Origin of the sequence: Cupriavidus sp. WKF15 (genome assembly GCF_029278605.1) — a bacterium.
In the GTDB taxonomy this organism is placed as follows: Bacteria; Pseudomonadota; Gammaproteobacteria; order Burkholderiales; family Burkholderiaceae; genus Cupriavidus.
Genome location: NZ_CP119572.1, coordinates 885,166 through 905,855, shown reverse-complemented (window position 1 = coordinate 905,855; position 20,690 = coordinate 885,166). Strand labels below are relative to the sequence as shown.

Below are 20,690 nucleotides of genomic sequence, written 5' to 3'. Positions count from 1 at the left end.
TCGGCCCATTGTAGCGAAGGCGCAAACCGCGAGCCGGCAGCCAGGATCAGTGTGTAGCGAACTGGATCCGGTGCAGCCCGGCGTACAGGCCGTTGGCGCCCAGCAGCTCCTCGTGCGTGCCCTGCTCCGCCACGCGGCCATGGTCGAGCACGACGATGCGGTCGGCGTTCTCGATGGTGGAAAGGCGGTGCGCGATCACCAGCGTCGTGCGGCCGACCATCAGCGCTTCGAGCGCGGCCTGCACCTGGCGCTCGGATTCCGAATCGAGCGCCGAGGTGGCTTCATCCAGGATCAGGATCGGCGCATCCTTGTAGATCGCACGAGCGATGGCCAGGCGCTGGCGTTGGCCACCAGAGAGCTTCATGCCGTTGTCGCCAATGTTCGTGTTGACGCCTTCGGGCAGGTTCTTCACCACATCGGTCAGGTAGGCGGCCTGCAGCGCACGTTCGACACGCGCCATATCGATCTTGTCTTCCGGGCCGACCCCATACGCCACGTTGGCGGCAACCGTGTCGTTGAAGAGCACCACGTCCTGGCTCACGAAGGCGATCTGGTTGCGCAACTCGCGCAGCGCGATATCGCCGATGGCGTGACCATCCAGCAGGATGCGGCCGTCGCTCGGGTCGAAGAAGCGCGGCACCAGGTTGACCAGCGTGGTCTTGCCGCTGCCCGACGGACCGACCAGCGCCACCACCTCGCCGGCGGGCACGCGGATATCGATGCCCTCCAGCGCCGCACGCATGCCTTCGCCATAACGGAAGCCGACGCGCTCGAACACCAGGTCGCCCCTGGCACGTTCGATGCGCACACCGCCGTCCTGCGGCTCCACCGGCTCGTCGATCAGGCGGAAGATCAGTTCGGCCGCGGTCAGGCCGCGCGTGAGCGGCTGGTTGATGTCCGTCAGGTGCTTGAGCGGCGAGATCAGCAGCAGCATGGCCATTACGAAACCGGTGAAACCGCCGATCGTGGTCTGGTTGCCCTGCGCCTGGATCATGGCGATGGTGATGATGACCGACAGCGCCAGCGCGGCAAGGAAAGCCGTCACGGGCTGGTTCAGGCCGCCGGCCACGGCCATGCGCATCGAGTAGTTCTTGAGCCGCTCCGCCATGGCGCGGAAGCGGTTCATCTCGTAAGCCTCGCCGCCGTGCAGCTTCACGACCTTGAAGCCGCCTGCGGCCTCTTCGACCACATAGGCAGCGCTGTTGGTCAGGGTCTGGTGGTCGCGGTTCAGGCGGCGCAGGCGCCGGTTGATCTTCGACATCAGGTAGCCGATCACGGGCAGGATCACGGCCACGATCAGCGTCAGGCGCCAGTTCGTGTAGAACAGGTAGATCAGCAGCGCCACTACGGTCAGCGAGTCCCGCACCAGCGTGATGAACACGCTGGTCAGGATCGACAGCACCTGGTTGACCTCGAAGATCACCGCGTTGATCAGCGACGCCGCGGTATTGCGGTGATAGAACTGGGCCGGCGCGTGCAGCATGCGGTCGAACATCTGCATGCGCATCTTCAGCAGCACGCGGTTCGAGATCAGGCTCAACAGGTAACCGGACGCGAACTGGGCCACGCCGCGGATCAGCGCCACGCCGGTCAGGATGGCGGGGACATGCCACAGCTTGCCGGCATATTGGCCGCCAAAGCCCTTGTCGAGCAAGTCGTTGACGACCTTCGGGATCACGCCCTCGCTGGCCGCGACCACGGCCATGGCCACGATGGCGGCAATGAAGATGCGCAGCTCGGGGCGCAGATAGCCCATCAGGCGCTTGCCTACCTGTACGTCTTGTCCGGCCGATTGTTCGGACTTCGCTGGATTGCTCACTACCGCCCTTAATTTGAAAGATGCGACGCGCACCCGTCTGACCGGGTGGCACGGGAAACGCCGGGGAATTACCGGATGTTGCCCGGCATGGCGAAAACGCCACATAGAGGCGCAAAAAACGCAGCCATTGTAACCGCATTCCCCGGCGCGGCAGAGGCGCCGGAAGGTGCGCAAAAGGGCATGGCGCCATGCCTTGCGCGCCCTGCCCCGAACTTCAATACATCAGCTCCACCGCGTCGTTGCCGAGCCACTGCCGCAGTTCACCGAGCAGGGCTTCGTCCGGCTCCACGCGCCAGTTCGGTCCGAGATGGATCTCGCACGCGGCACTCGGATTGCGGTACCGCACCAGCAGGCCGAGGCCCGCCGGGCCCGCATCGCGCGGCTTGGCACGGTATTGGGTCAGCACCGTGCGCAAACGTTCCATGGTCGAGTCTTCCGGTGCGAGCGCGATGCTGAGCGCACTGGCATAGGCGCTGCGCGCCGTCGCCAGGTCCATGACCGACTCGGCCGTGAAGCGCACGCCGCCGGTGAAGGTGTCGTGGCGTGCGTTGCCCGTCGCGATCAGCAGCTCGTCCTCGCGGAACATATGCCGGTTGGCATCGAACACCTCGTTGAAGACGGTCATCTCCACCACCCCGGTGCCGTCGTCGAGCTGCACGATGATCATCTTGCCGCGCTGCGTCATCTGCGTGCGCACCCCGGCGATCACGCCGGCGATGGTCTTGCCGCGCACGTCGCGGCCGAAACCGCCGCCGTTGCCCTGCACTTCCTTTTCCAGGCCGGCCAGCGTGCTCTTGACGAAGCGGCGCACCTCGTCGCGGCAGGCATCGAACAGGTGCCCGGAGAAGTAGTAGCCGAGCGCGTGCTTCTCCTCCTGCAAGGTGCGCTTGGGCGTCCAGCGCGGTTCATCGATCAGTTCCGGCCGGTGCGCATCGCCGGCATCTCCCATCAAGTCGAACAGCGAGACCTGGTTGGCCGACTCGGCCTTCTGGTCGGCCGCCTCCATCGCGATCGAGACCGAGGCCAGCAATTGCGCGCGGTTGTCGTTGAGGCTGTCGAACGCGCCGGCACGGATCAGCGCCTCGATGGTGCGGCGGTTCACCTGGCGGCGGTCGACGCGCTCGCAGAAGTCGAACAGGTCCGTGAAGGGCCGCTCCGCGCGCGCACGCAGGATGTCTTCGATGGCGCCCTGCCCGGAGCCCTTGATGCCGCCGAGGCCGTAGCGAATGGTCCTGGCATCGGTCGGCGCGAAGCGGTACTCGCTGGCGTTGACGTCGGGCGGCAGCACCGCGAGCTTGTTGAGCTTGCAGTCCTCGTAAAGGATCTTGACCTTGTCGGTGTCGTCCATGGCCAGCGACATGTTGGCTGCCATGAATTCGGCCGGATGATGCGCCTTGAGCCACGCGGTGTAGTACGCCAGCAGCGCGTACGCGGCCGCGTGCGACTTGTTGAAGCCGTAGCCCGCGAACTTCTCCATCAGGTCGAAGATGTCGTCGGCCTGCTCGGCGGAGAGACCGTTCTTGTCGGCGCCTTCGCGGAACATCACGCGGTGCTGCGCCATCTCCTCGGGCTTTTTCTTGCCCATGGCGCGGCGCAGCAGGTCGGCGCCGCCGAGCGAGTAGCCGCCGATGATCTGCGCCATCTGCATCACCTGCTCCTGGTAGACCATGATGCCGTGGGTCTCCTTGAGCACGGGCTCGACGCGCGGGTCCGGGTACTCCACCTTCTCGCGGCCGTGCTTGCGCGCGCAGAAGCTGGGGATCAGGTCCATCGGGCCCGGGCGGTACAGCGCCACCAGCGCGATGATGTCCTCGAAGCGGTCAGGCTTGGCGTCCTTCAGCATGCCCTGCATGCCGCGGCTTTCCAGCTGGAACACCGCGACCGTGTTGGCGGTCTTGAGGATGTCGAAGGCGGGGCCGTCATCGAGCGGGATCTGGCTGCAGTTCCAGTCCGCCTTGCTGGGATCCAGCCGGCGGATATAGCGCTCGGCCCAGTCGAGGATGGTCAGCGTGGTCAGGCCCAGAAAGTCGAACTTGACCAGGCCGGCCGCTTCCACGTCGTCCTTGTCGTACTGGCTGACGACGCCGCTCATGCCGTCGTTCTGCGCGCCCTGCGTATAGAGCGGGCAGAAATCGGTCAGCCGGCCCGGCGCGATCAGCACGCCGCCGGCGTGCATACCGACGTTGCGGGTCATGCCTTCGACGCGCTGCGCCAGCTCCAGCAGCTGGCGCACTTCTTCCTCGTTGTTCTCGCGCTCGGTGAGCAGCGGCTCTTCCTTCTTGGCCTCTTCGATCGTGACGAGCTTGCCGGGCTTGAACGGAATCAGCTTGGCGATGCCGTCGACGAAGCCGTAGCCCAGGTCGAGCACGCGGCCCACGTCGCGCACCGCGGCCTTGGCCGCCATGGTGCCGAAGGTAGCGATCTGCGATACCGCATCCTTGCCGTACTTTTCCTTCACGTACGTGATCACGCGGTCACGGCCGTGCTGGCAGAAGTCGATATCGAAGTCGGGCATGGACACCCGCTCCGGGTTCAGGAAACGCTCGAACAGCAGCGCGTACTTGAGCGGATCCAGGTCGGTAATGCCCAGCGCATAGGCCACCAGCGAACCGGCACCCGAGCCCCGGCCCGGCCCCACCGGCACGCCATTGTTCTTGGCCCAGTTGATAAAGTCCGCCACGATCAGGAAGTAGCCCGGGAAACCCATCTTGATGATGGTGCCGGTCTCGAACTCCAGGCGTGCGTAGTACTCGGGCCGCTTGGCCTCGCGCTGTGCCTCGTCCGGGAACAGCACGGCCAGGCGCTTCTCCAGGCCGTCCTTGGCCATGAAGACCAGGTAGTCGTCGAGCGACATGCCGTCGGGCGTGGGGAACAGCGGCAGGCGCGGCTTGCCCAGCTCCAGCGTCAGGTTGCAGCGCCGCGCGATCTCCACGGCGTTCTCGAGCGCGGACGGAATGTCGGCGAACAGCGCGCACATCTCGTCCTGCGTCTTGAAGTACTGGTCCGTGGTGAAACGGCGCGTACGGCGCGGATTGGCCAGCAGTTCGCCTTCGGCGATACAGACGCGCGCCTCGTGCGCGGTGAAGTCGTCCGGCGTCATGAACTGCACCGGGTGCGTGGCCACCACGGGCAGCTGCATCTCGGCGGCCAGGTGCACGGCCTGCTGCACGTAGGCATCCGTGCCGGGATGACCGGCGCGCTGCAGCTCGATGTAGAAACGCTGCGGGAAGACGGAGGCCCAATGCGCCGCGGCACGGCGGGCGCCATCGACGTTGCCGTTGGCCAGCGCCATGCCGACATCGCCGCCCATTGCGCCCGACAGCGCGATCAGCCCTGTCGCCAGCGGCTGGCCCTCTTCACCGGGCTCGCCGAACCAGCCGGGCTCGATCTCGGCACGGCCGCGGTGCTGGTTCGACAGCCACGCGCGCGACAGCAGCATGCACAGGTTCAGGTAGCCGATGCGGTCCTGCACCAGCAGCAGCAGCCGCGCGGGCTTGTCGCGGTCGTCCGCATTGGACAGCCAGACATCGGCGCCGACCACGGGCTTGACGCCGCCGCCGCGCGCTTCCTTGTAGAAGCGGATCAGGCCGAAGGCATTGGCGAGGTCGGTGAGAGCGAGCGCGCCCATGCCATCGCCGGCCGCGGCCTTGACGGCATCATCCAGGCGGACGATGCCGTCGACGACGGAATACTCGGAATGGACGCGAAGGTGTACGAAACGGGGGGCAGACATGGGCGACATTGTACCGGCTCGGCATGGGCAGCGGCCCGGGCCTGGAACATCGCACCCGCCCCCGATAGCCGAGGACGACGCTGGGAAATGCCGGCCGGCGCCGGCCCGGCGCGCTATAATTTCGCCTTTCCAATCAGGCAGTTATCGCGCGCGTTTGCGCGCGTGGCGCAGCGCAGCCCATCATGCAGATCGTCAACATCTCCGCTTACAAGTTCGTCTCGCTCAACGACATCGAGACGTTGCGGCCGGAAATGCGCTCGCGCTGCGAGGATCTTGGCCTGAAGGGCACCATCCTGCTCGCGCCCGAAGGCATCAACATGTTCCTGGCCGGCCCGCGCGAAGCCATTGATGGCTTCATGGCCTGGCTGCATGCCGACGCGCGCTTCGCGGACATTGCGCCCAAGGAAAGCCTGTCGGAGAACCAGCCCTTCAAGCGCATGCTGGTGCGCGCCAAGAAGGAAATCATCACCATGAAGCGCCCGCTGATCCGTCCCGAGGAAGGGCGCGCGCCGTCGGTGCGGCCGGTCGACCTCAAGCGCTGGCTGGACCAGGGCCATGACGACGACGGCCGTCCGGTGGTGATGCTCGATACGCGCAACGACTTCGAAGTGGCGGTCGGGACGTTCGATACGGTGGTGGAATACAACCTCGCCAAGTTCAGCGAATTCCCCGAAGCGGTGGAAGCCCACAAGGCGGATTTCGAAGGCAAGACCGTGGTGTCGTTCTGCACCGGCGGCATCCGCTGCGAGAAGGCCGCGATCCACATGCAGGAAGTCGGCATCGACCACGTCTACCAGCTTGAAGGCGGCATCCTCAAGTATTTCGAGGAAGTCGGCGGCAGCCACTATCGCGGCGACTGCTTCGTCTTCGATTACCGCACCGCGCTCAATCCGAACCTGGAGCCCGCCGGCCCGAAACAGTGCTTCGCCTGCCGTGCCGTGGTGACGCCGGAAGAACAGCAAAGCCCGCACTACGTCGTCGGCAAGAGTTGCCCGCATTGCATCGGGCAGCGCGATCAGGCTGCCGCCTGATCTGGCTGCGAGTCAGGCGGCGAGCAGGTGGTAGAGGTTGCGCAGCATGCCCGCCGTCGCGCCCCAGATGAAGCGGTGACCACCGCCTTCGCGCGGGAACGGCATGGCGTAGAACATCCGTTCGCCATCGACCCAGCGGAACAGGCGCCGCTCATGGTGCGAAGGATCCATCAGGAAGGCCAGCGGCACCTCGAACACATCTGCCACTTCCGAGGCGTCGGGCCGCAACGTAAAGCCGTCGCGCACCAGGCCCACCACCGGGCTGACATGGAAGCCGGTGCCGGTGATGTAATCGGGCAGCGCCCCCAGCACCTCCACATAGTCGCGCACCAGGCCGACCTCTTCTTCGGTTTCCCGAAGGGCGGTATCAATGCGGCTGGTGTCATGGTCTTCCTGGCTGCCGCCAGGAAAACTGATCTGTCCCGCATGCGCACTCAGGTTGGCATTACGCTCGGTGAGCAACACCGTCAGACCGTCGCGGCGCTCGACAATCGGCACCAGTACGGCAGCCTGGCGCAGGCTGCGGCTGCGGTCGTAGACACGTGATTCATCGGTCAGCTCGGGCGCCCAGGCGGGCGGTGCCTGCAAGCGGTGGCGGATGAAGTCCGCCTGCAGGCGCGGTGCGCTCAGTGCCGGACGGCGCTTGTCGACATCGATGATGGGAAGGGACTCTGGGTCAAAGACGGGGCGCATAGCAGGTTCAAGTATGACAGATGCTCGCCTTTCGGCAGCGCAGCAATCCGGCACAGTTGCCAAAAACGCAAAAAGGGCACCTTGCGGTGCCCTTCCTGAGGAAACATCCGGCCGGTAGGCCCGGCCGGCATGTCCGGCTTACTGGGCAGCCTTGGCTGCCTTCGAAACCAGCTTTTCCTTGATACGTGCGGACTTGCCCGAGCGCTCGCGCAGGTAGTACAGCTTCGCGCGACGCACGTCGCCGCGACGCTTCACTTCGATGCCGGCGATCAGCGGCGAGTACAGCTGGAACGTACGCTCCACGCCTTCACCCGACGAGATCTTGCGCACGATGAAGGACGAATTCAGGCCACGGTTACGCTTGGCAATCACCACGCCTTCGTAAGCCTGCACGCGCTTGCGGTTGCCTTCCACCACGTTCACGCTGACGATCACGGTGTCGCCGGGTGCGAATGCGGGGATGGTCTTGTTCGCGGTCAGACGCGCGATCTCTTCCTTCTCGATCTGCTCGATGATGTTCATCGTTCTTTCTCCGTAACCATCGTGCCGGCGTTGGATGCCCCAGGCATTGCCCGGGCCCCGGCAGAGGATGGGGTTTTACCTGGCGGGAGAATTCTCCCGCCCTTCTTTCACCAACCATTCCGACAGGAACTTCTCGTCGGAACGGGTTAGCAAACCTTGCGCGCGAGCGGTCTCGATCAGGTCGGGACGCTTTCTCGCGGTATTGGCCAGCGCCTGCTGGCGCCGCCATTTTTCAATCTCGGCATGATGGCCGCCGAGCAGGATCTCGGGTACCCGCACACCCTCATACTCTTCCGGCCGCGTGTAATGCGGGCAATCGAGCAAGCCGTTGACAAAGCTGTCCTGCACCGCCGACTGCGCATCGCCCAGCACACCGGGCAGGTGCCGCACCACGGCATCGATCAATGCCATCGCGGGCAGCTCGCCGCCGGACAGCACGAAATCGCCAAGGCTGATTTCCTCGTGCACGCGGCGATCGATCAGGCGCTGGTCGATCGCCTCGTAGCGGCCGCACAACAACACCAGTCCGGGTCGCTGCGCGAGCGACATGACCTTCTCGTGGGTCAGCGGCGCACCCTGGGGCGACATCAGCACCACGTGCGGCGCTTCCACGCCGGCCCGCGACTGTGCCGCCGAGGCAGCATCGATCGCATCTTCCAGCGGCCTCGCCAGCATGACCATGCCGGGACCACCACCATACGGCCGATCATCGATGGTCCGGTAGTTGTCCGTGGTGAAATCGCGCGGATTCCACGTACGCAGGGCGTACCGTTGCTGCTTGGCTGCCCGGCTGGTAATGCCCCAGTCGGTCAGCGCGCGAAACATGTCGGGAAACAGCGTGATTACATCGAACTGCATCCGCCCTCCCCCTCCGAACCCGCACCGGCGTCGGCACAAATTCAGTAGTCGAGCCCCCAGTCCACCACGATGCGCTTGCCCGCGGTGTCGACCGTACGCAGGAACGCATCGACAAACGGTACGAGCCGCTCACCGGCCTTACCGTCGGGCAATGCGTAAGCCACCTGCAGGATCTGGTGAGCCCCGTTATCGATCAGACCGGACACCTCGCCCAGCAACTCGCCTTGCTCGTTGCTCACGGTGCAGCCGATCAGATCCACCCAGTAAAACTCATTCTCGTCCGGCGCCGGAAAATCCTCACGCCGGATCCACACGCGCCGCCCCCTGAGCGCTTCCGCCAGGTTGCGGTCCGAAACGCCAGTTGCCTGCGCCACGACGGTTCCGCTGTGCTCGCGCGATTGCGCGATCCTGACGCAGACCGCCTGGGCATGCGAAGCCTCCGCCGCGGCCACCAGGCCAGCCTGCGGGGGCACCAGCAGCCACCAGCGGCGCGCATGCAGCAGCGCGGATGCGTCGTCGGCATGGGGCTGGACCTTGATCCAGCCGCGGATGCCATAGGCGGCACCGACATAGCCGACCTCCACCAGATCGTCCGGCAGCGGATCGGCAGACAGAAGCGTCGCCGGCAGCTTGACCGCCTTTGACGACTCGCCCTGAGGCCGATTCAAGGGCCTCGGCGCAGCGGCGCCCTGCTTTCGTTCAGTCACGTGTGCAATGAAAACGCGCCCCGATCGGGAACGCGCTGCAAACTGCTATCAGGCAGCGGCCTTGGCGGCGTTCTGCTTGACCAGGCGAGCAACGGTCGGCGACAGCTGGGCGCCAACGCCTTGCCAGTAGGCCAGACGGTCCTGCACCACGCGCAGACCTTCTTCGCCTTCCGAAGCCAGCGGATTGTAGAAGCCAACGCGCTCGATGAAGCGGCCATCGCGGCGGTTGCGCGAATCGGTAGCGACGATGTTGAAGAAGGGGCGCTTCTTGCTGCCGCCGCGAGCCAGACGAATAACGACCATGAGATGATTCCTCAGAAAACTTGGTGTTCGAACACGAAACGCAAGAGTATAGCCCAATATCCGTGGTCAAACAAACACTTAGGCAGTTGACGCTGTGCGTGAGCGGAGGCATCGTGGCGGAATCCGCGACGGGAGGCGCGCCATGGGAATCGTCCGGCACTTCGTTGATCGCACCGCACGTCTGGCATCACTGGCCTGTCTCACTCTGCTTAGCGCTCCGGCCGCCACATCTGCGGCCTTGCCCCTGGCGCAGATCCAATTGCCGCCAGGATTCCGCATCGAAGTCCTGAGCGATGAAGTCCCCAACGCCCGGGGCATGGCGCTCACGCCATCCGGCACATTGTTCGTTGGCACACAAGAAGGCAAGGTCTATGCACTGCCCTCAGCGCTAGGCGGCAAACCGGTTGTTCGCGTCGTGGCAAGCGGCCTGGCCAGGCCAGTGGGCGTAGCGTTCCGCGATGGCAGCCTGTACGCGTCGTCGACTTCCCGCATCGTCCGCCTCGACAACATCGAAGCCCGGCTGGACCACCCGCCGACGCCGGTAGTCGTCACCGACCGGTTTCCAAAGGAAACGACGCATGGCTGGAAGTTCATCGCCTTCGGCCCGGACGGCTATCTCTACGTTCCAGTTGGCGCCCCCTGCAATATCTGCGCGCCGGACGAGAACCGCTACGCCAACATCATGAAGATGAAGCCCGACGGCTCGGACCTGCAGGTGGTGGCGCGCGGCGTGCGCAATTCAGTCGGATTCGACTGGCATCCCGCGACGCACGAACTGTGGTTCACCGACAACGGCCGCGACTACCTCGGCGACGACCAGCCCGACGACGAGCTGAACCGCGTGACACAGGCCGGGCAGCATTTCGGCTATCCGTTCTGCCACGCGGGAAACATCCCCGATCCCGAGTTCGGCAAGCAGCGCGCCTGCTCCGAGTTCGTACCGCCTGTCGCCAAGCTCGGCGCGCATGTCGCGGCGCTGGGCATGCGCTTCTACACCGGCACGCAGTTTCCCGCCGAGTACCGCAACAACATCTTCATTGCCGAGCACGGCAGCTGGAACCGCAGCGAACGGGTCGGCTACCGGATCGTGCGCGTGATCGTGGACGCGCAGGGCAAGGCAGTACGCCAGGAGATCTTCGCGCAAGGCTGGCTGCAGCATGGCAAATTCTGGGGCCGCCCCGTGGACGTGCTGGCCGCGCCGGACGGCTCGCTGCTGGTCAGTGACGACGACGCGGGCGCGATCTACCGCATCCGCTACGCCCCCTAAAGCCCGCCATCGGACCGTCAAAGTACCCCGAAACAATCCGTTACACCGGTAACGCGATTGGCATAGGCGGGCCGATGCCCCATGCGTACCATGAACCCAACTTTGAAACCACAACGCTGCGCGTCAGGATCCTGGGATTCCGCATGTTCACCCGCTCACTCCTGCGCGACTTGGTGGCTGGCATCCTCGCAGCTGCGGGCTTGGTCGGCGCCGTCGCCGCAAGCCATGCACAAGTCACGTTCTGGCCTCGCCCGCACGCCGATGCGCGCACACCGCGCGTCCAGGCGGCGGGGGGCTGGCAAATGGCCAGCGTACGGGCCGAGAGCCGCGACCATGTGCAAGCACAGATCGATCGCATGGAAGCGCGCGCCCGCGCCGATGACCGCCTGAGCGGCCGGCCGAATGCCGCGAATGGCCGCGACGACAACCGTCCGCGCCACCCGGAGCGCACCAGCCAGAGCGACGCCAATCGCAACGACAACCGCCCGCCCGGCGTCGGCCCTGGCTGGCAGGCTCGCGGCCGCGACGGCGGTCGTTAATCTCGTTGGAACTCATCGGCCTGGCTGCTGTCCTTATTTGAGTGCGCGCCCAACGCGCGCACAGGCTGTCGCCCGATACTGCCCCGGTCTGCGCAGCGTACCGCCTGCGCAGACGGCATACCAAACTGACTTGCCTCTGCCCGGCACCTCCTGCAAGGCCGGGAAACCAGCCGGGCGCAGCCTCCACGGCAAATGACCGGCAAACTGCCGGGGCCTGTCATGATCCGCTTGCGGAGCAACCTGGCTGAGCACGCCGGAAATTGTTGCTGCCGATACTTTTCTTGATGCTATTGACGCTTGTGCTGGTTGGCGAGGCCCATATCGGCACCCATATCGGCGAGCACGCAAGCGCCCTTTTCCATAGCGTCCTCCCTTCTGCCAGGCGTTAGCTGCTCCTGCCATCGCACTCCCGTGCCCAGGCTGCCGGGGTGGCGTCGTACAATGTGTCCCGGCTGGCACCCGCTGCCGCCGAGTCCCTTGACCGCTGCCGGTGGCATGCCGCCGGCACCCCTTCGCCACGTTGCCCCCATGCCTGCAGCCAGCCAAGCGTCACAAGCATCCCGACCCACCGCCGTGTCGTCCACGCGGTCCAGATCGAAGCTGCTGACGGTGGCGCTTGCCTTCCTGCTCGGCAGTGTTGGCGCGCACCGGTTCTACCTGGGAGGACTGCGCGACCCGTATGGCTGGCTGCACTTGCTCGCTACGCTGGGAGGTGCCGTGGGTGTTGCCTCCATGGTGACCGAGGCAGGATCGCCTGCGCTGAACTGGACATTCGCCGTGGCCGGCGGCGCATCCGTCATCAGCGCCTTCCTGGCCGCAATCGTCTATGGTCTGCGCCCCGATGACAAATGGGACGCCCGTTTCAATCCAGCGGGCACGCCCACGCGCTCGGGGTGGCCCGTGGTGATCCTGGTGATCCTCTCGCTGCTGATCGGCACCGGGCTGCTGATGGCCGGACTTGCCATCAGCTTCCAGACCTTTTTCGAGTCGCAGGTGGAAGCGGCACGCGCGCTGTCGCAGTAAGCCGCAGCAATCCGCAGTAATCCGATATCCGGCGGCGGACAGCCATGTATTTCGACCTGCTCGATGTCGCCGTCTTTGCGCGCGCGGCACTGCTGGGCAACGTCTCTGCCGCCGCACGCGACCTGCAGCTCTCCACCTCCACCGCCAGTGCGCGCCTGGCACGGCTGGAACAGACCCTTGGCACCCGCCTGCTGCACCGGACCACGCGCCGGTTATCCCTGACCGCCGACGGCGAACGCTTTCTCGAACATGCGCAGCACCTGCTCGCCACGGCCGAAGCCGCCGAGCAGTCAGTTGGCAAGGGCGCGCAACAGCCATACGGCTTGTTGCGCGCGACGGTGCCGGCGTCATTCGGACGACAGCATGTCTCCCCAGCGATCCCGGCTTTCCTCGACGCCTATCCGCAAATCCGCCTCGACCTGCGCCTGAGCGACCAGCTTGTACCGCTGGTCGACGCCGGCATCGACGTGGCCTTGCGCATGGGAGCGCTGCCGGATTCATCGCTGGTGGCCCGCGCGCTGGCCCCGAGCCGGCGCGTGATCTGCGCCGCCCCTGCATATCTTGCCGCGCATGGCACGCCCAAGCACCCGGAGGACCTGCGTGCCCACAACTGCCTGGTGCTTGGCGACCAGTCCGCCTGGCGCTTTGACACGCCACTCGGAGAGTCCGCGGTCACCGTGCAAGGCAATCTGCGCGTGGACAACGGCGAAGTCATTCGCGATGCGCTGGTGGCGGGCATGGGCATCGCGCTCAAGTCCACCTGGGATGTCGGCGCATTGCTGCGCAGTGGCGAACTGGTGACCCTGCTGGATGAGTACCCGGTCCTGCCGGCGGTCTCCATCTGGGCGGTGTACCCGAGCCGCCACCTGATTCCTGCCAAGACGCGCGCCTTTGTCGAATTCTTCGCCGCGCGCTTCGGCAACCCGCCGTACTGGGATCACGCCTGAAACCCCGCCCCTGAAATGCAAGCGGCACCGGCGCCGGTCCGGGACGACCTGCGCCCGACTTGACCGTATGCAAAGCCGGCCCGATGACAGGTTTCCCTTCTGCGCAAATCGCCCATACTGGAAAAACCGCCGGCCTCCGGCGGCAATCAATCCGTCCGGCCGGCTCTCGCACCGACCGTACAAAGGAGCAAGACTGACATGCCTACGTATGAAGAAGGACGCCTGGCGGCCATCGCAGTCAGGCTCGCGCTGTCTTCAGGGCTACCTGCGGCCCGCGCCAGGGCCGCGCTGGAGTTGGCAAGCAGCATGATTGGCGACCAGGAAGCGGCCGCCAGCACTCAGAACAAGGTTCCCTGCGCGCCGTCGGCGCCAGCTGTCCAACTGGGCGGCACACGGAATCGCGAAGTATCGAGCTCGAATCGGTTGTAGCGGTATCCCAGCCGGTCTGCCGCCTTGTAGAAGCGCTGGCGCATCAGATCGGCCCACACCCCTGTTCCGCGCATGCGCGTGGCGAAGCTGGCGTCATAGGCCTTCCCCGCGCGCATTTCGCGCACGCGGTTCATCACCCGCTCGGCACGGTCCGGGAAATGGGCCTGCAGCCACTCCTCGAACAGCGGGCGCACTTCCCATGGCAACCTCAGCACGATGTAGTTGGCATAAACGGCACCAGCTTCGCGCGCAGCTTCCAGCACGCGCTCCAGGTCAGGCTCGGTGATGAACGGAATGACCGGCGCAATACTCACGCCAACCGGAATACCTGCCTCCGACAAGGTGCGGATCGTGCGCAGGCGGCGCGAAGGCGTGGCCGCCCGCGGCTCCAGCGTGCGGGCAATGGCGGCGTCGAGCGTGGTGAGCGTTACGGCCGCCACGGCCAGTCCCTTTGCCGCCATGGGTGCGAGCACGTCGATATCACGCTCGATCAACGAGGACTTCGTGATCAGCGCCACGGGATGGTCGCAAGCCCCCAGTACCTCCAGGATGGCGCGCGTCACGCGATACTCGCGCTCAATCGGCTGGTAGGCGTCGGTGTTGACACCGAGCGCGATCGTCTCGCAACGGTACGACGGACGGCTCAGCGCCTCGCGCAGCCGTTCGGCGGCATTGGTCTTGGCATACAGGCGGGTTTCGAAATCCAGTCCGGGCGACAGGTCCAGGTAGGCGTGCGTGGGCCTTGCAAAGCAATAGATGCAGCCGTGTTCACAGCCCCGGTATGGATTCAGCGAAACATCGAACGGAATATCCGGCGACGCATTGCGCGTGAGGATGGAGCGCGCACGCTCGATGGTGACCTCGGTGCGCAGCGGCGCGAGCGGCTCCGGGTCGACTGGGACAATCGGAATCAGTTTGCGGCTCGCCGCCGTGTCGCCAGCATCTTCGACATCATCGGCGCCGGCGATCTCGTCGGTGCCTGGCGCCGCCCAGCCGTCATCAAACGGCTCGCGCTGGTCCCGTTCGTAGCGGCCCTGGATATTGCTGACCGCGCCGCGCCCCTTGCGCGCCACCGGCGCGCGAACGCCGACCGCGGCGCCAGCGTCTTCGGCGTCGCGTTCGCGGTGCAACGCGCCGTGCGGATCGGGGGCGGAATCCGGCGAACGTCTCATCGTCAGGCTGGCTGCGCCTTCTCCTCCACGGAGATGGCCAGTGTCTCCTTGATCTCTTCCATTACCACATAGCTCTTCGACTGCGCCGCACCCGGCAACTGCAGCAGGATGTCGCCGAGCAGACGCCGGTATTCGCCGATCTCTCGGATGCGCGCCTTGATCAGGTAGTCGAAATCGCCGGAGACCAGGTGGCACTCCAGCACCTCTGGAATCCGCAGGACTTCACGGCGGAACTGCTCGAACATATTGCCCGACTTGTTCCCCAGCGAGATTTCCACGAACACCAGCAGCGCGCTGCCGAGCAGGCCCGGATTGAGCCGCGCGTAGTAGCCCATGATGACACCATCGCGCTCCAGGCGCTTGACCCGCTCGATGCATGGCGTGATGGTCAACCCGACCGCCTCGGCCAGGTCCTTCATCGACATCCTGCCGTCCGCCTGCAGCAGCATCAGAATCTTGCGGTCGAGCCGGTCAAGGGCGCGCACGGGCTGGCGACTCGTTCTCATGACTTATTCCTGTTTTCCTGAGAAATTCGATAACTATGACTGGATTAGTTTAAATAGTATAGAGACAAATCCTTCATTACCCTGACATCCTGGTTAGGAGCCCCCGAAACATGCGCGTTCTCGTACTTGGCAGTGGCGTCATCGGCGTCACCAGTGCGTGGTATCTGGCCAAAGCCGGTCACGAAGTGACCGTTGTCGACCGCGAGGCTGGACCCGCGCTTGGCACCAGCTTTGCCAACGCCGGGCAGATCTCGCCCGGCTACGCGTCGCCATGGGCGGCTCCGGGCGTGCCGCTCAAAGCCATCAAGTGGATGTTCCAGGAACATGCGCCGCTGAGTATTCGCCCGGACGGCACGCTGTTCCAGCTGCAGTGGATGTGGCAGATGCTGCAGAACTGCAGCGCCGAGCGCTACGCCGTCAACAAGGAACGCATGGTGCGGCTGGCCGAATACAGCCGCGATTGCATCCGCGACCTGCGCGCCCAGACCGGCATTGCCTATGAAGGCCGCCAGCAAGGCACGCTGCAAGTCTTCCGCACGCAGGACCAGCTCGACGGCGCCGTCAAGGACATCGCCGTGCTCGAGGAGGCCGGCGTGCCCTACCAGTTGCTTTCGCGCGAGGAACTCGCCGCGAGCGAACCGGCGCTGGCCGCCGTCAGCCACAAGCTGAGCGGCGGCCTGCGCCTCCCCAACGATGAAACCGGCGACTGCCAGCTGTTTACCGGACGGCTGGCGGCCATGGCCGAGATGCTGGGCGTGAAATTCCTGTACAACCGCTCCATCAACAGCCTGATGACCCAGGGCGACGCCGTGACCGGCGCCGTGGTGGATGGCGAGGCGATGAAGGCGGACCTCGTCGTGGTAGCGCTGGGCAGCTGGTCGACCCAGCTGGTCAAGCCGTTCCTGCATGGCATGTCCAACCTGCCGGTCTATCCGCTCAAAGGCTTCTCGATCACGGTCCCGATGACCGATGCCTCGCGCAGCCCGGTGTCGACCGTATTGGACGAAACCTACAAGGTCGCGATCACGCGTTTCGAAGACCGCATCCGCGTCGGCGGCATGGCGCAGATCGTCGGCTATGACCGCTCGCTCGACCCGGCCAAGCGCCGCACGCTGGAACACGTGGTGACGGATCTGTTCCCCGGTGCCGGCGATGTCAGCCAGGCTACGTTCTGGACCGGCCTGCGCCCGATGACGCCGGACGGCACTCCTATCGTCGGTCCGACCCAGGTGCGCGGTCTTTGGCTGAACACCGGCCACGGCACGCTCGGGTGGACCATGGCCTGCGGCTCCGGCAAGCTGCTGTCCGACCTGGTGTCGGGCAAATCGCCAGCGATCCGCGCCGACGACCTGTCGGTCGCGCGCTACCTGAAGCCGCAGCGCCCGCACGGCGTGCCCCGCCCCGCAACGGCCTGACAGCCGGCCGCAACGGCCGACTTAATCGGCATAGGAGGCAGCCATCCGGGCTGCGCCCCTGCCACACCACCCGGCATGCGGGTCCGCACCGGGCGGTTCGAGAGGTTGAGGTTAAGCAAGGCGAGGCATCCCCAGTAGGTCGAAGAAGGCGATATTCAGCACGCGGTTTAGCTCGCCATCGCTGTTGCGCCACCAGCAGCGGCTGTTGGCCGCCACCCGCTGGGCTGTCGCATGCGCAGCCCCCAGCGCCCGCAATTCCCGGTAGATCGTAGTGCCGTAGCGCCAATGCTTGAGTTGGATCGCGCGCAACCGATGACGCATCCATTCGTCCAGCTTTCGCCAGACATGAGGTGTTTGCGCCAGCCGGAAGTAGGCCTTCCAACCCCGTACATATGGCTGCAGCCGCTCCACGACCGCACGTAGACTCCGGCCGCCTGAGCGACCGGTCAGTTCGCGGATGCGTTGTTTGAACGTCAGCAGCGGCTTAACGGCCACCTTGCGCTTGACCACTCCTGCGGCTACCCAGAAGCTGTAGCCGAGGAATTTGCGGCCAAACGCGCTCGCCACCGCGCTCTTTGCCTCGTTGACCTTCAGGCGCAACTTGCCGTACAGCCGCCGCAACAGCGCCATCACCCGCTCGCCCGCCCTCCGACTGCGAACGTACACGTTCGCATCGTCGGCGTAGCGCACGAAGCAATGGCCTCGGCACTCCAACTCCTTGTCCACCTCATCGAGCAGCACGTTGGCCAGCAACGGCGACAGGGGACCGCCCTGCGGCGTGCCCTCGTACCGTTGCAGCACCACCCCGCCATCCATCAGCCCGCTGTTCAGATACGCCCGGACCAGCCGGATGACTCCGGGGTCCTCGATGCGCTTCTGTAGGCGATCAATCAGGATGTCGTGGTTGACTCGGTCAAAAAATTTTTCCAAGTCCACGTCCACCACTATTCGCCGACCCGATTGCACGTACGACTGTGCGGCTAGCACCGCGTCGTGCGCACGCCTGCCGGGACGGAAGCCATAGCTATGCTCGCTGAAGGTAGGGTCCAGAATCGGCTGCAATACCTGCAACAGCGCCTGCTGGATCAACCGATCCGTCACCGTCGCGATACCAAGCTCACGCTCGCCTCCGTCCGGCTTCGGAATCGTTACCCGCCGTACCGGACTGGGCCGGTACGTCCCCTTGAGCAGTTGCTGGCGAATCTCCGGCCACGCCGACACCAGATGGCGAGCGGTCTGATCAATATCCAGACCGTCTACGCCAGCGGCACCCTTGTTGCGTCGGACCCGCCTGAACGCCTGCTTCAGGTTCTCTCGCGTCAGCGCCGCTGCCAGCAGCGCCGACCCTGTGTCCTCCGGTTCGCGTCGCGGGCCGCCGGCTTCGTCACGAGCGAGTTCCCGGCCGGCTTCACCGTCCGTTTCCCTCGCTCGCCCCGCTCGCGCGGGCTTCTGACGCAATGCCTGTTGCATCGACACGGCTTCGAACACTCCCTCTCGTTCGGTCCTTCGTCGGTGGACTCGAGCCTTCCCGGCGCTACCCCCAACTAATATGACCTCTGCTGAGACCCCGCTCCGGCTCGACGCCGTCGCCCTTTCAGGCGCAAGGCGGGGCGTCCCCAGGTAAGAACGCACTCCTTCGCTGCACAACCGCCGGATTTACGCCGCCTCCCCTTGATCACAAGAACTTCGCGGAATTGCGCCCGCTCGTCCTGGTCGGCACCGCCTTCTATCCGGTTCGTGTCCCTCGGCTCGCAGCTTCGCTCCACGCTTCCTCCCCACGCTCGGTCACCCTCACGCAGTTGCGCTTCGCTTCGTTCGCTGTGATCAACTTACGGTGGGACTTGCACCCACAAGAGTGCGCCCATGCTGGGCGCACGCAAAAAGGGCGACCCGACGGGCCGCCCTTTCTGTTTGCCGAAACCGCCAGCTCAGAACTGGTCAGGCGAGACTGCATTCACCGGCGCGGAACCCGCGACGATGGCATCGCGCAGCGCCGACGCCTGCGACAGTACATGCTCCGCGAAGAAATGCGCCGTCGCGATCTTGGCGTCATGGAAGCCAGGATCCTCGGCACGTTTCGCATCCGCGGCCAGCATCGCACGGCCGAGCTGCCAGCCCGAGAACACGATGCCGCACAGCTTCAGGTAAGGCACGCTGCCGGCGAACACCGCGTTCGGGTCCGACTTCGCATTGGCAACGACGAACGCAACCACGGCCTCCAGCGCGGCACGGCCTTTGGCCAGTTGCGCCTGCACGGCCGTGAATGCGGCACCGCCATGCTTGCCCAGCGCGGCTTCCGTTTCCGCGATGCGGGCGCAGATCGCACGCGCCACCGCGCCACCGTCGCGCAAGGTTTTCCGGCCGACGAGGTCGTTCGCCTGGATGGCGGTGGTGCCTTCGTAGATCGGCAGGATACGTGCATCGCGATAGTGTTGGGCCGCACCGGTTTCCTCGATGAAGCCCATGCCGCCGTGCACCTGCACGCCAAGGCTGGTGACATCGATCGACAGCTCCGTGCTCCAGCCCTTGACGATCGGCACGAGGAACTCGTAGATCTCCTGGTTCTGCGCGCGCACGGCTTCGTCCGGGTGGAAGTGGGCCATGTCGCTGTGACTGGCGGCCACGTAGGCCACGGCGCGAGCGCCTTCGGTCAGCGCGCGCATGGTCAGCATGCATGCGCTTGACGTCCGGGTGGTGGATGATGGTCACGGCCTGCCTGGCCGAACCATCGACGGGGCGGCTCTGCACGCGCTCGCGCGCGTAGGACACCGCCTGCTGGTAGGCACGCTCGGACACGGATACCCCTTGCATGCCGACAGCGAACCGGGCGGAGTTCATCATGATGAACATGTACTCCAGGCCGCGATTCTCCTCGCCGACCAGCGTGCCAATGGCACCGCCATGGTCCCCGAACTGCAGCACGGCCGTCGGGCTGGCCTTGATACCGAGCTTGTGTTCGATCGACACGCAATGCACGTCGTTGCGCTCGCCCAGGCTGCCATCGGCATTGACGAGGAACTTCGGCACGACGAAGAGCGAGATGCCCTTCACGCCTTCCGGCGCGTTGGGCGTGCGGGCCAGCACAAGGTGGACGATGTTGTCCGCCATGTCGTGCTCGCCGTAGGTGATGAAGATCTTGGTGCCGAAGATCTTGTAAGTGCCGTCGCCCTGAGGCTCGGCACGCGTGCGCACCGCGGCCAGGTCCGAACCGGCCTGCGGCTCGGTCAGGTTCATCGTGCCGGTCCATTCGCCGGAGATCAGGCGCGGCAGGATGACAGACTTCTGCTCGTCGGAGCCGGCGGTCAACAGTGCCTCGATGGCGCCGTCGGTCAGCAGCGGGCACAGGGCGAATGACAGGTTCGCACTCTGCAGCATCTCGTTGCAGGCAGTGGCAATCAGCTTGGGCAAGCCCTGGCCGCCGAAGTCCTGCGGGTGGACCACGCCCTGCCAGCCGCCCTCGCCGAACTGGCGGAAAGCGTCCTTGAAACCCGGCGTGGTAGTGACCACGCCGTCCTTCCAGCTGCTCGGATCGAGGTCGCCCGTACGGTTGAGCGGCGCCACCACCTGTTCATTGAACTTGGCTGCCTCCTCGAGCACGGCCTGGGCCGTTTCCGGCGTGGCTTCCTCCAGGCCCGGCAACTTGCTCACGGCTTCCAGCCCGGCCAGCTCGTTCATCACGAACAGCATGTCCTTGAGCGGTGCGCGGTAGGTCATCGATGTCTCCAA

General features: G+C 65.4%; 16 protein-coding genes and 1 pseudogene. 6 read left to right on the top strand and 11 right to left on the bottom strand.

Annotated features, from left to right (window positions below; translation table 11 throughout):
* Positions 1–46 precede the first annotated feature (46 nt).
* Both msbA and dnaE read right to left on the bottom strand, forming a co-directional pair.
* Entirely contained in the window at positions 47–1,756 is a 1,710-nt protein-coding gene (msbA, locus tag CupriaWKF_RS04295; RefSeq protein ID WP_276100661.1) for a lipid A export permease/ATP-binding protein MsbA, read from the bottom strand.
* Positions 1,757–2,033: 277 nt separating this feature from the next.
* The gene (gene dnaE, locus CupriaWKF_RS04290; protein WP_276099790.1) at positions 2,034–5,552 is read right to left on the bottom strand and encodes a DNA polymerase III subunit alpha; all 3,519 of its coding nucleotides are present in this window, start codon (positions 5,550–5,552) and stop codon (positions 2,034–2,036) included.
* A 182-nt stretch (positions 5,553–5,734) separates the two neighbouring features.
* On the opposite strand from dnaE, the gene CupriaWKF_RS04285 reads away from it, so the two are divergent.
* Positions 5,735–6,583 carry a sulfurtransferase gene (locus tag CupriaWKF_RS04285; RefSeq protein ID WP_276099789.1) on the top strand — a complete coding sequence of 283 codons (849 nt, stop codon included), beginning with the start codon at positions 5,735–5,737 and terminating at the stop codon, positions 6,581–6,583.
* Between the two features lie 12 nt (positions 6,584–6,595).
* On the opposite strand, the gene CupriaWKF_RS04280 is transcribed toward CupriaWKF_RS04285, so the two are convergent.
* From CupriaWKF_RS04280 to rpsP, 5 genes are all read right to left on the bottom strand, one after another.
* A complete protein-coding gene (locus CupriaWKF_RS04280) occupies positions 6,596–7,276 on the bottom strand; it encodes a CoA pyrophosphatase (protein ID WP_276099788.1) in 681 nt (226 codons plus the stop codon).
* Between the two features lie 138 nt (positions 7,277–7,414).
* Positions 7,415–7,798: a 50S ribosomal protein L19 gene (gene rplS / locus CupriaWKF_RS04275; RefSeq protein ID WP_211947310.1), complete on the bottom strand. Its 384-nt coding sequence runs from the start codon at positions 7,796–7,798 to the stop codon at positions 7,415–7,417.
* Positions 7,799–7,873: 75 nt separating this feature from the next.
* Complete coding sequence (gene trmD, locus CupriaWKF_RS04270; RefSeq protein WP_276099787.1) at positions 7,874–8,656, bottom strand: tRNA (guanosine(37)-N1)-methyltransferase TrmD; 783 nt, start codon at positions 8,654–8,656, stop codon at positions 7,874–7,876.
* Between the two features lie 41 nt (positions 8,657–8,697).
* Entirely contained in the window at positions 8,698–9,324 is a 627-nt protein-coding gene (rimM, locus tag CupriaWKF_RS04265) for a ribosome maturation factor RimM (RefSeq protein ID WP_276099786.1), read from the bottom strand.
* An 87-nt stretch (positions 9,325–9,411) separates the two neighbouring features.
* On the bottom strand, positions 9,412–9,666 hold the full coding sequence (gene rpsP, locus CupriaWKF_RS04260; protein ID WP_276099785.1) for a 30S ribosomal protein S16: 255 nt from the start codon (positions 9,664–9,666) through the stop codon (positions 9,412–9,414).
* 142 nt (positions 9,667–9,808) lie between these two features.
* Between rpsP and CupriaWKF_RS04255 the strand changes: the two genes are divergently transcribed.
* The 4 genes from CupriaWKF_RS04255 to CupriaWKF_RS04240 all read left to right on the top strand — a co-directional run bounded on the left by CupriaWKF_RS04255 (position 9,809) and on the right by CupriaWKF_RS04240 (position 13,442).
* Positions 9,809–10,933 carry a sorbosone dehydrogenase family protein gene (locus CupriaWKF_RS04255; protein WP_276099784.1) on the top strand — a complete coding sequence of 375 codons (1,125 nt, stop codon included), beginning with the start codon at positions 9,809–9,811 and terminating at the stop codon, positions 10,931–10,933.
* Positions 10,934–11,076: 143 nt separating this feature from the next.
* Positions 11,077–11,472, top strand: a complete 396-nt coding sequence (locus tag CupriaWKF_RS04250; RefSeq protein WP_276099783.1) for a hypothetical protein — start codon at positions 11,077–11,079, stop codon at positions 11,470–11,472.
* A 528-nt stretch (positions 11,473–12,000) separates the two neighbouring features.
* Positions 12,001–12,495, top strand: coding sequence for an NINE protein (locus CupriaWKF_RS04245; RefSeq protein WP_276099782.1), 495 nt, complete (start codon positions 12,001–12,003; stop codon positions 12,493–12,495).
* A 44-nt stretch (positions 12,496–12,539) separates the two neighbouring features.
* Positions 12,540–13,442 (top strand): LysR family transcriptional regulator, encoded by a 903-nt coding sequence (locus CupriaWKF_RS04240; RefSeq protein WP_276099781.1) that lies wholly within the window; start codon positions 12,540–12,542, stop codon positions 13,440–13,442.
* A gap of 338 nt (positions 13,443–13,780) precedes the next feature.
* On the opposite strand, the gene CupriaWKF_RS04235 is transcribed toward CupriaWKF_RS04240, so the two are convergent.
* Positions 13,781–15,043, bottom strand: a complete 1,263-nt coding sequence (locus tag CupriaWKF_RS04235; RefSeq protein WP_276099780.1) for a PA0069 family radical SAM protein — start codon at positions 15,041–15,043, stop codon at positions 13,781–13,783.
* A 2-nt stretch (positions 15,044–15,045) separates the two neighbouring features.
* Entirely contained in the window at positions 15,046–15,549 is a 504-nt protein-coding gene (locus tag CupriaWKF_RS04230; RefSeq protein WP_276099779.1) for an Lrp/AsnC ligand binding domain-containing protein, read from the bottom strand.
* A 110-nt stretch (positions 15,550–15,659) separates the two neighbouring features.
* Between CupriaWKF_RS04230 and CupriaWKF_RS04225 the strand changes: the two genes are divergently transcribed.
* A complete protein-coding gene (locus tag CupriaWKF_RS04225) occupies positions 15,660–16,964 on the top strand; it encodes a D-amino acid dehydrogenase (protein WP_276099778.1) in 1,305 nt (434 codons plus the stop codon).
* A 111-nt stretch (positions 16,965–17,075) separates the two neighbouring features.
* On the opposite strand, the gene ltrA is transcribed toward CupriaWKF_RS04225, so the two are convergent.
* Both ltrA and CupriaWKF_RS04215 read right to left on the bottom strand, forming a co-directional pair.
* On the bottom strand, positions 17,076–18,440 hold the full coding sequence (ltrA, locus tag CupriaWKF_RS04220) for a group II intron reverse transcriptase/maturase (protein ID WP_276100660.1): 1,365 nt from the start codon (positions 18,438–18,440) through the stop codon (positions 17,076–17,078).
* Positions 18,441–18,892: 452 nt separating this feature from the next.
* A pseudogene (locus CupriaWKF_RS04215) lies at positions 18,893–20,678 on the bottom strand (acyl-CoA dehydrogenase).
* Positions 20,679–20,690: the final 12 nt, after the last annotated feature.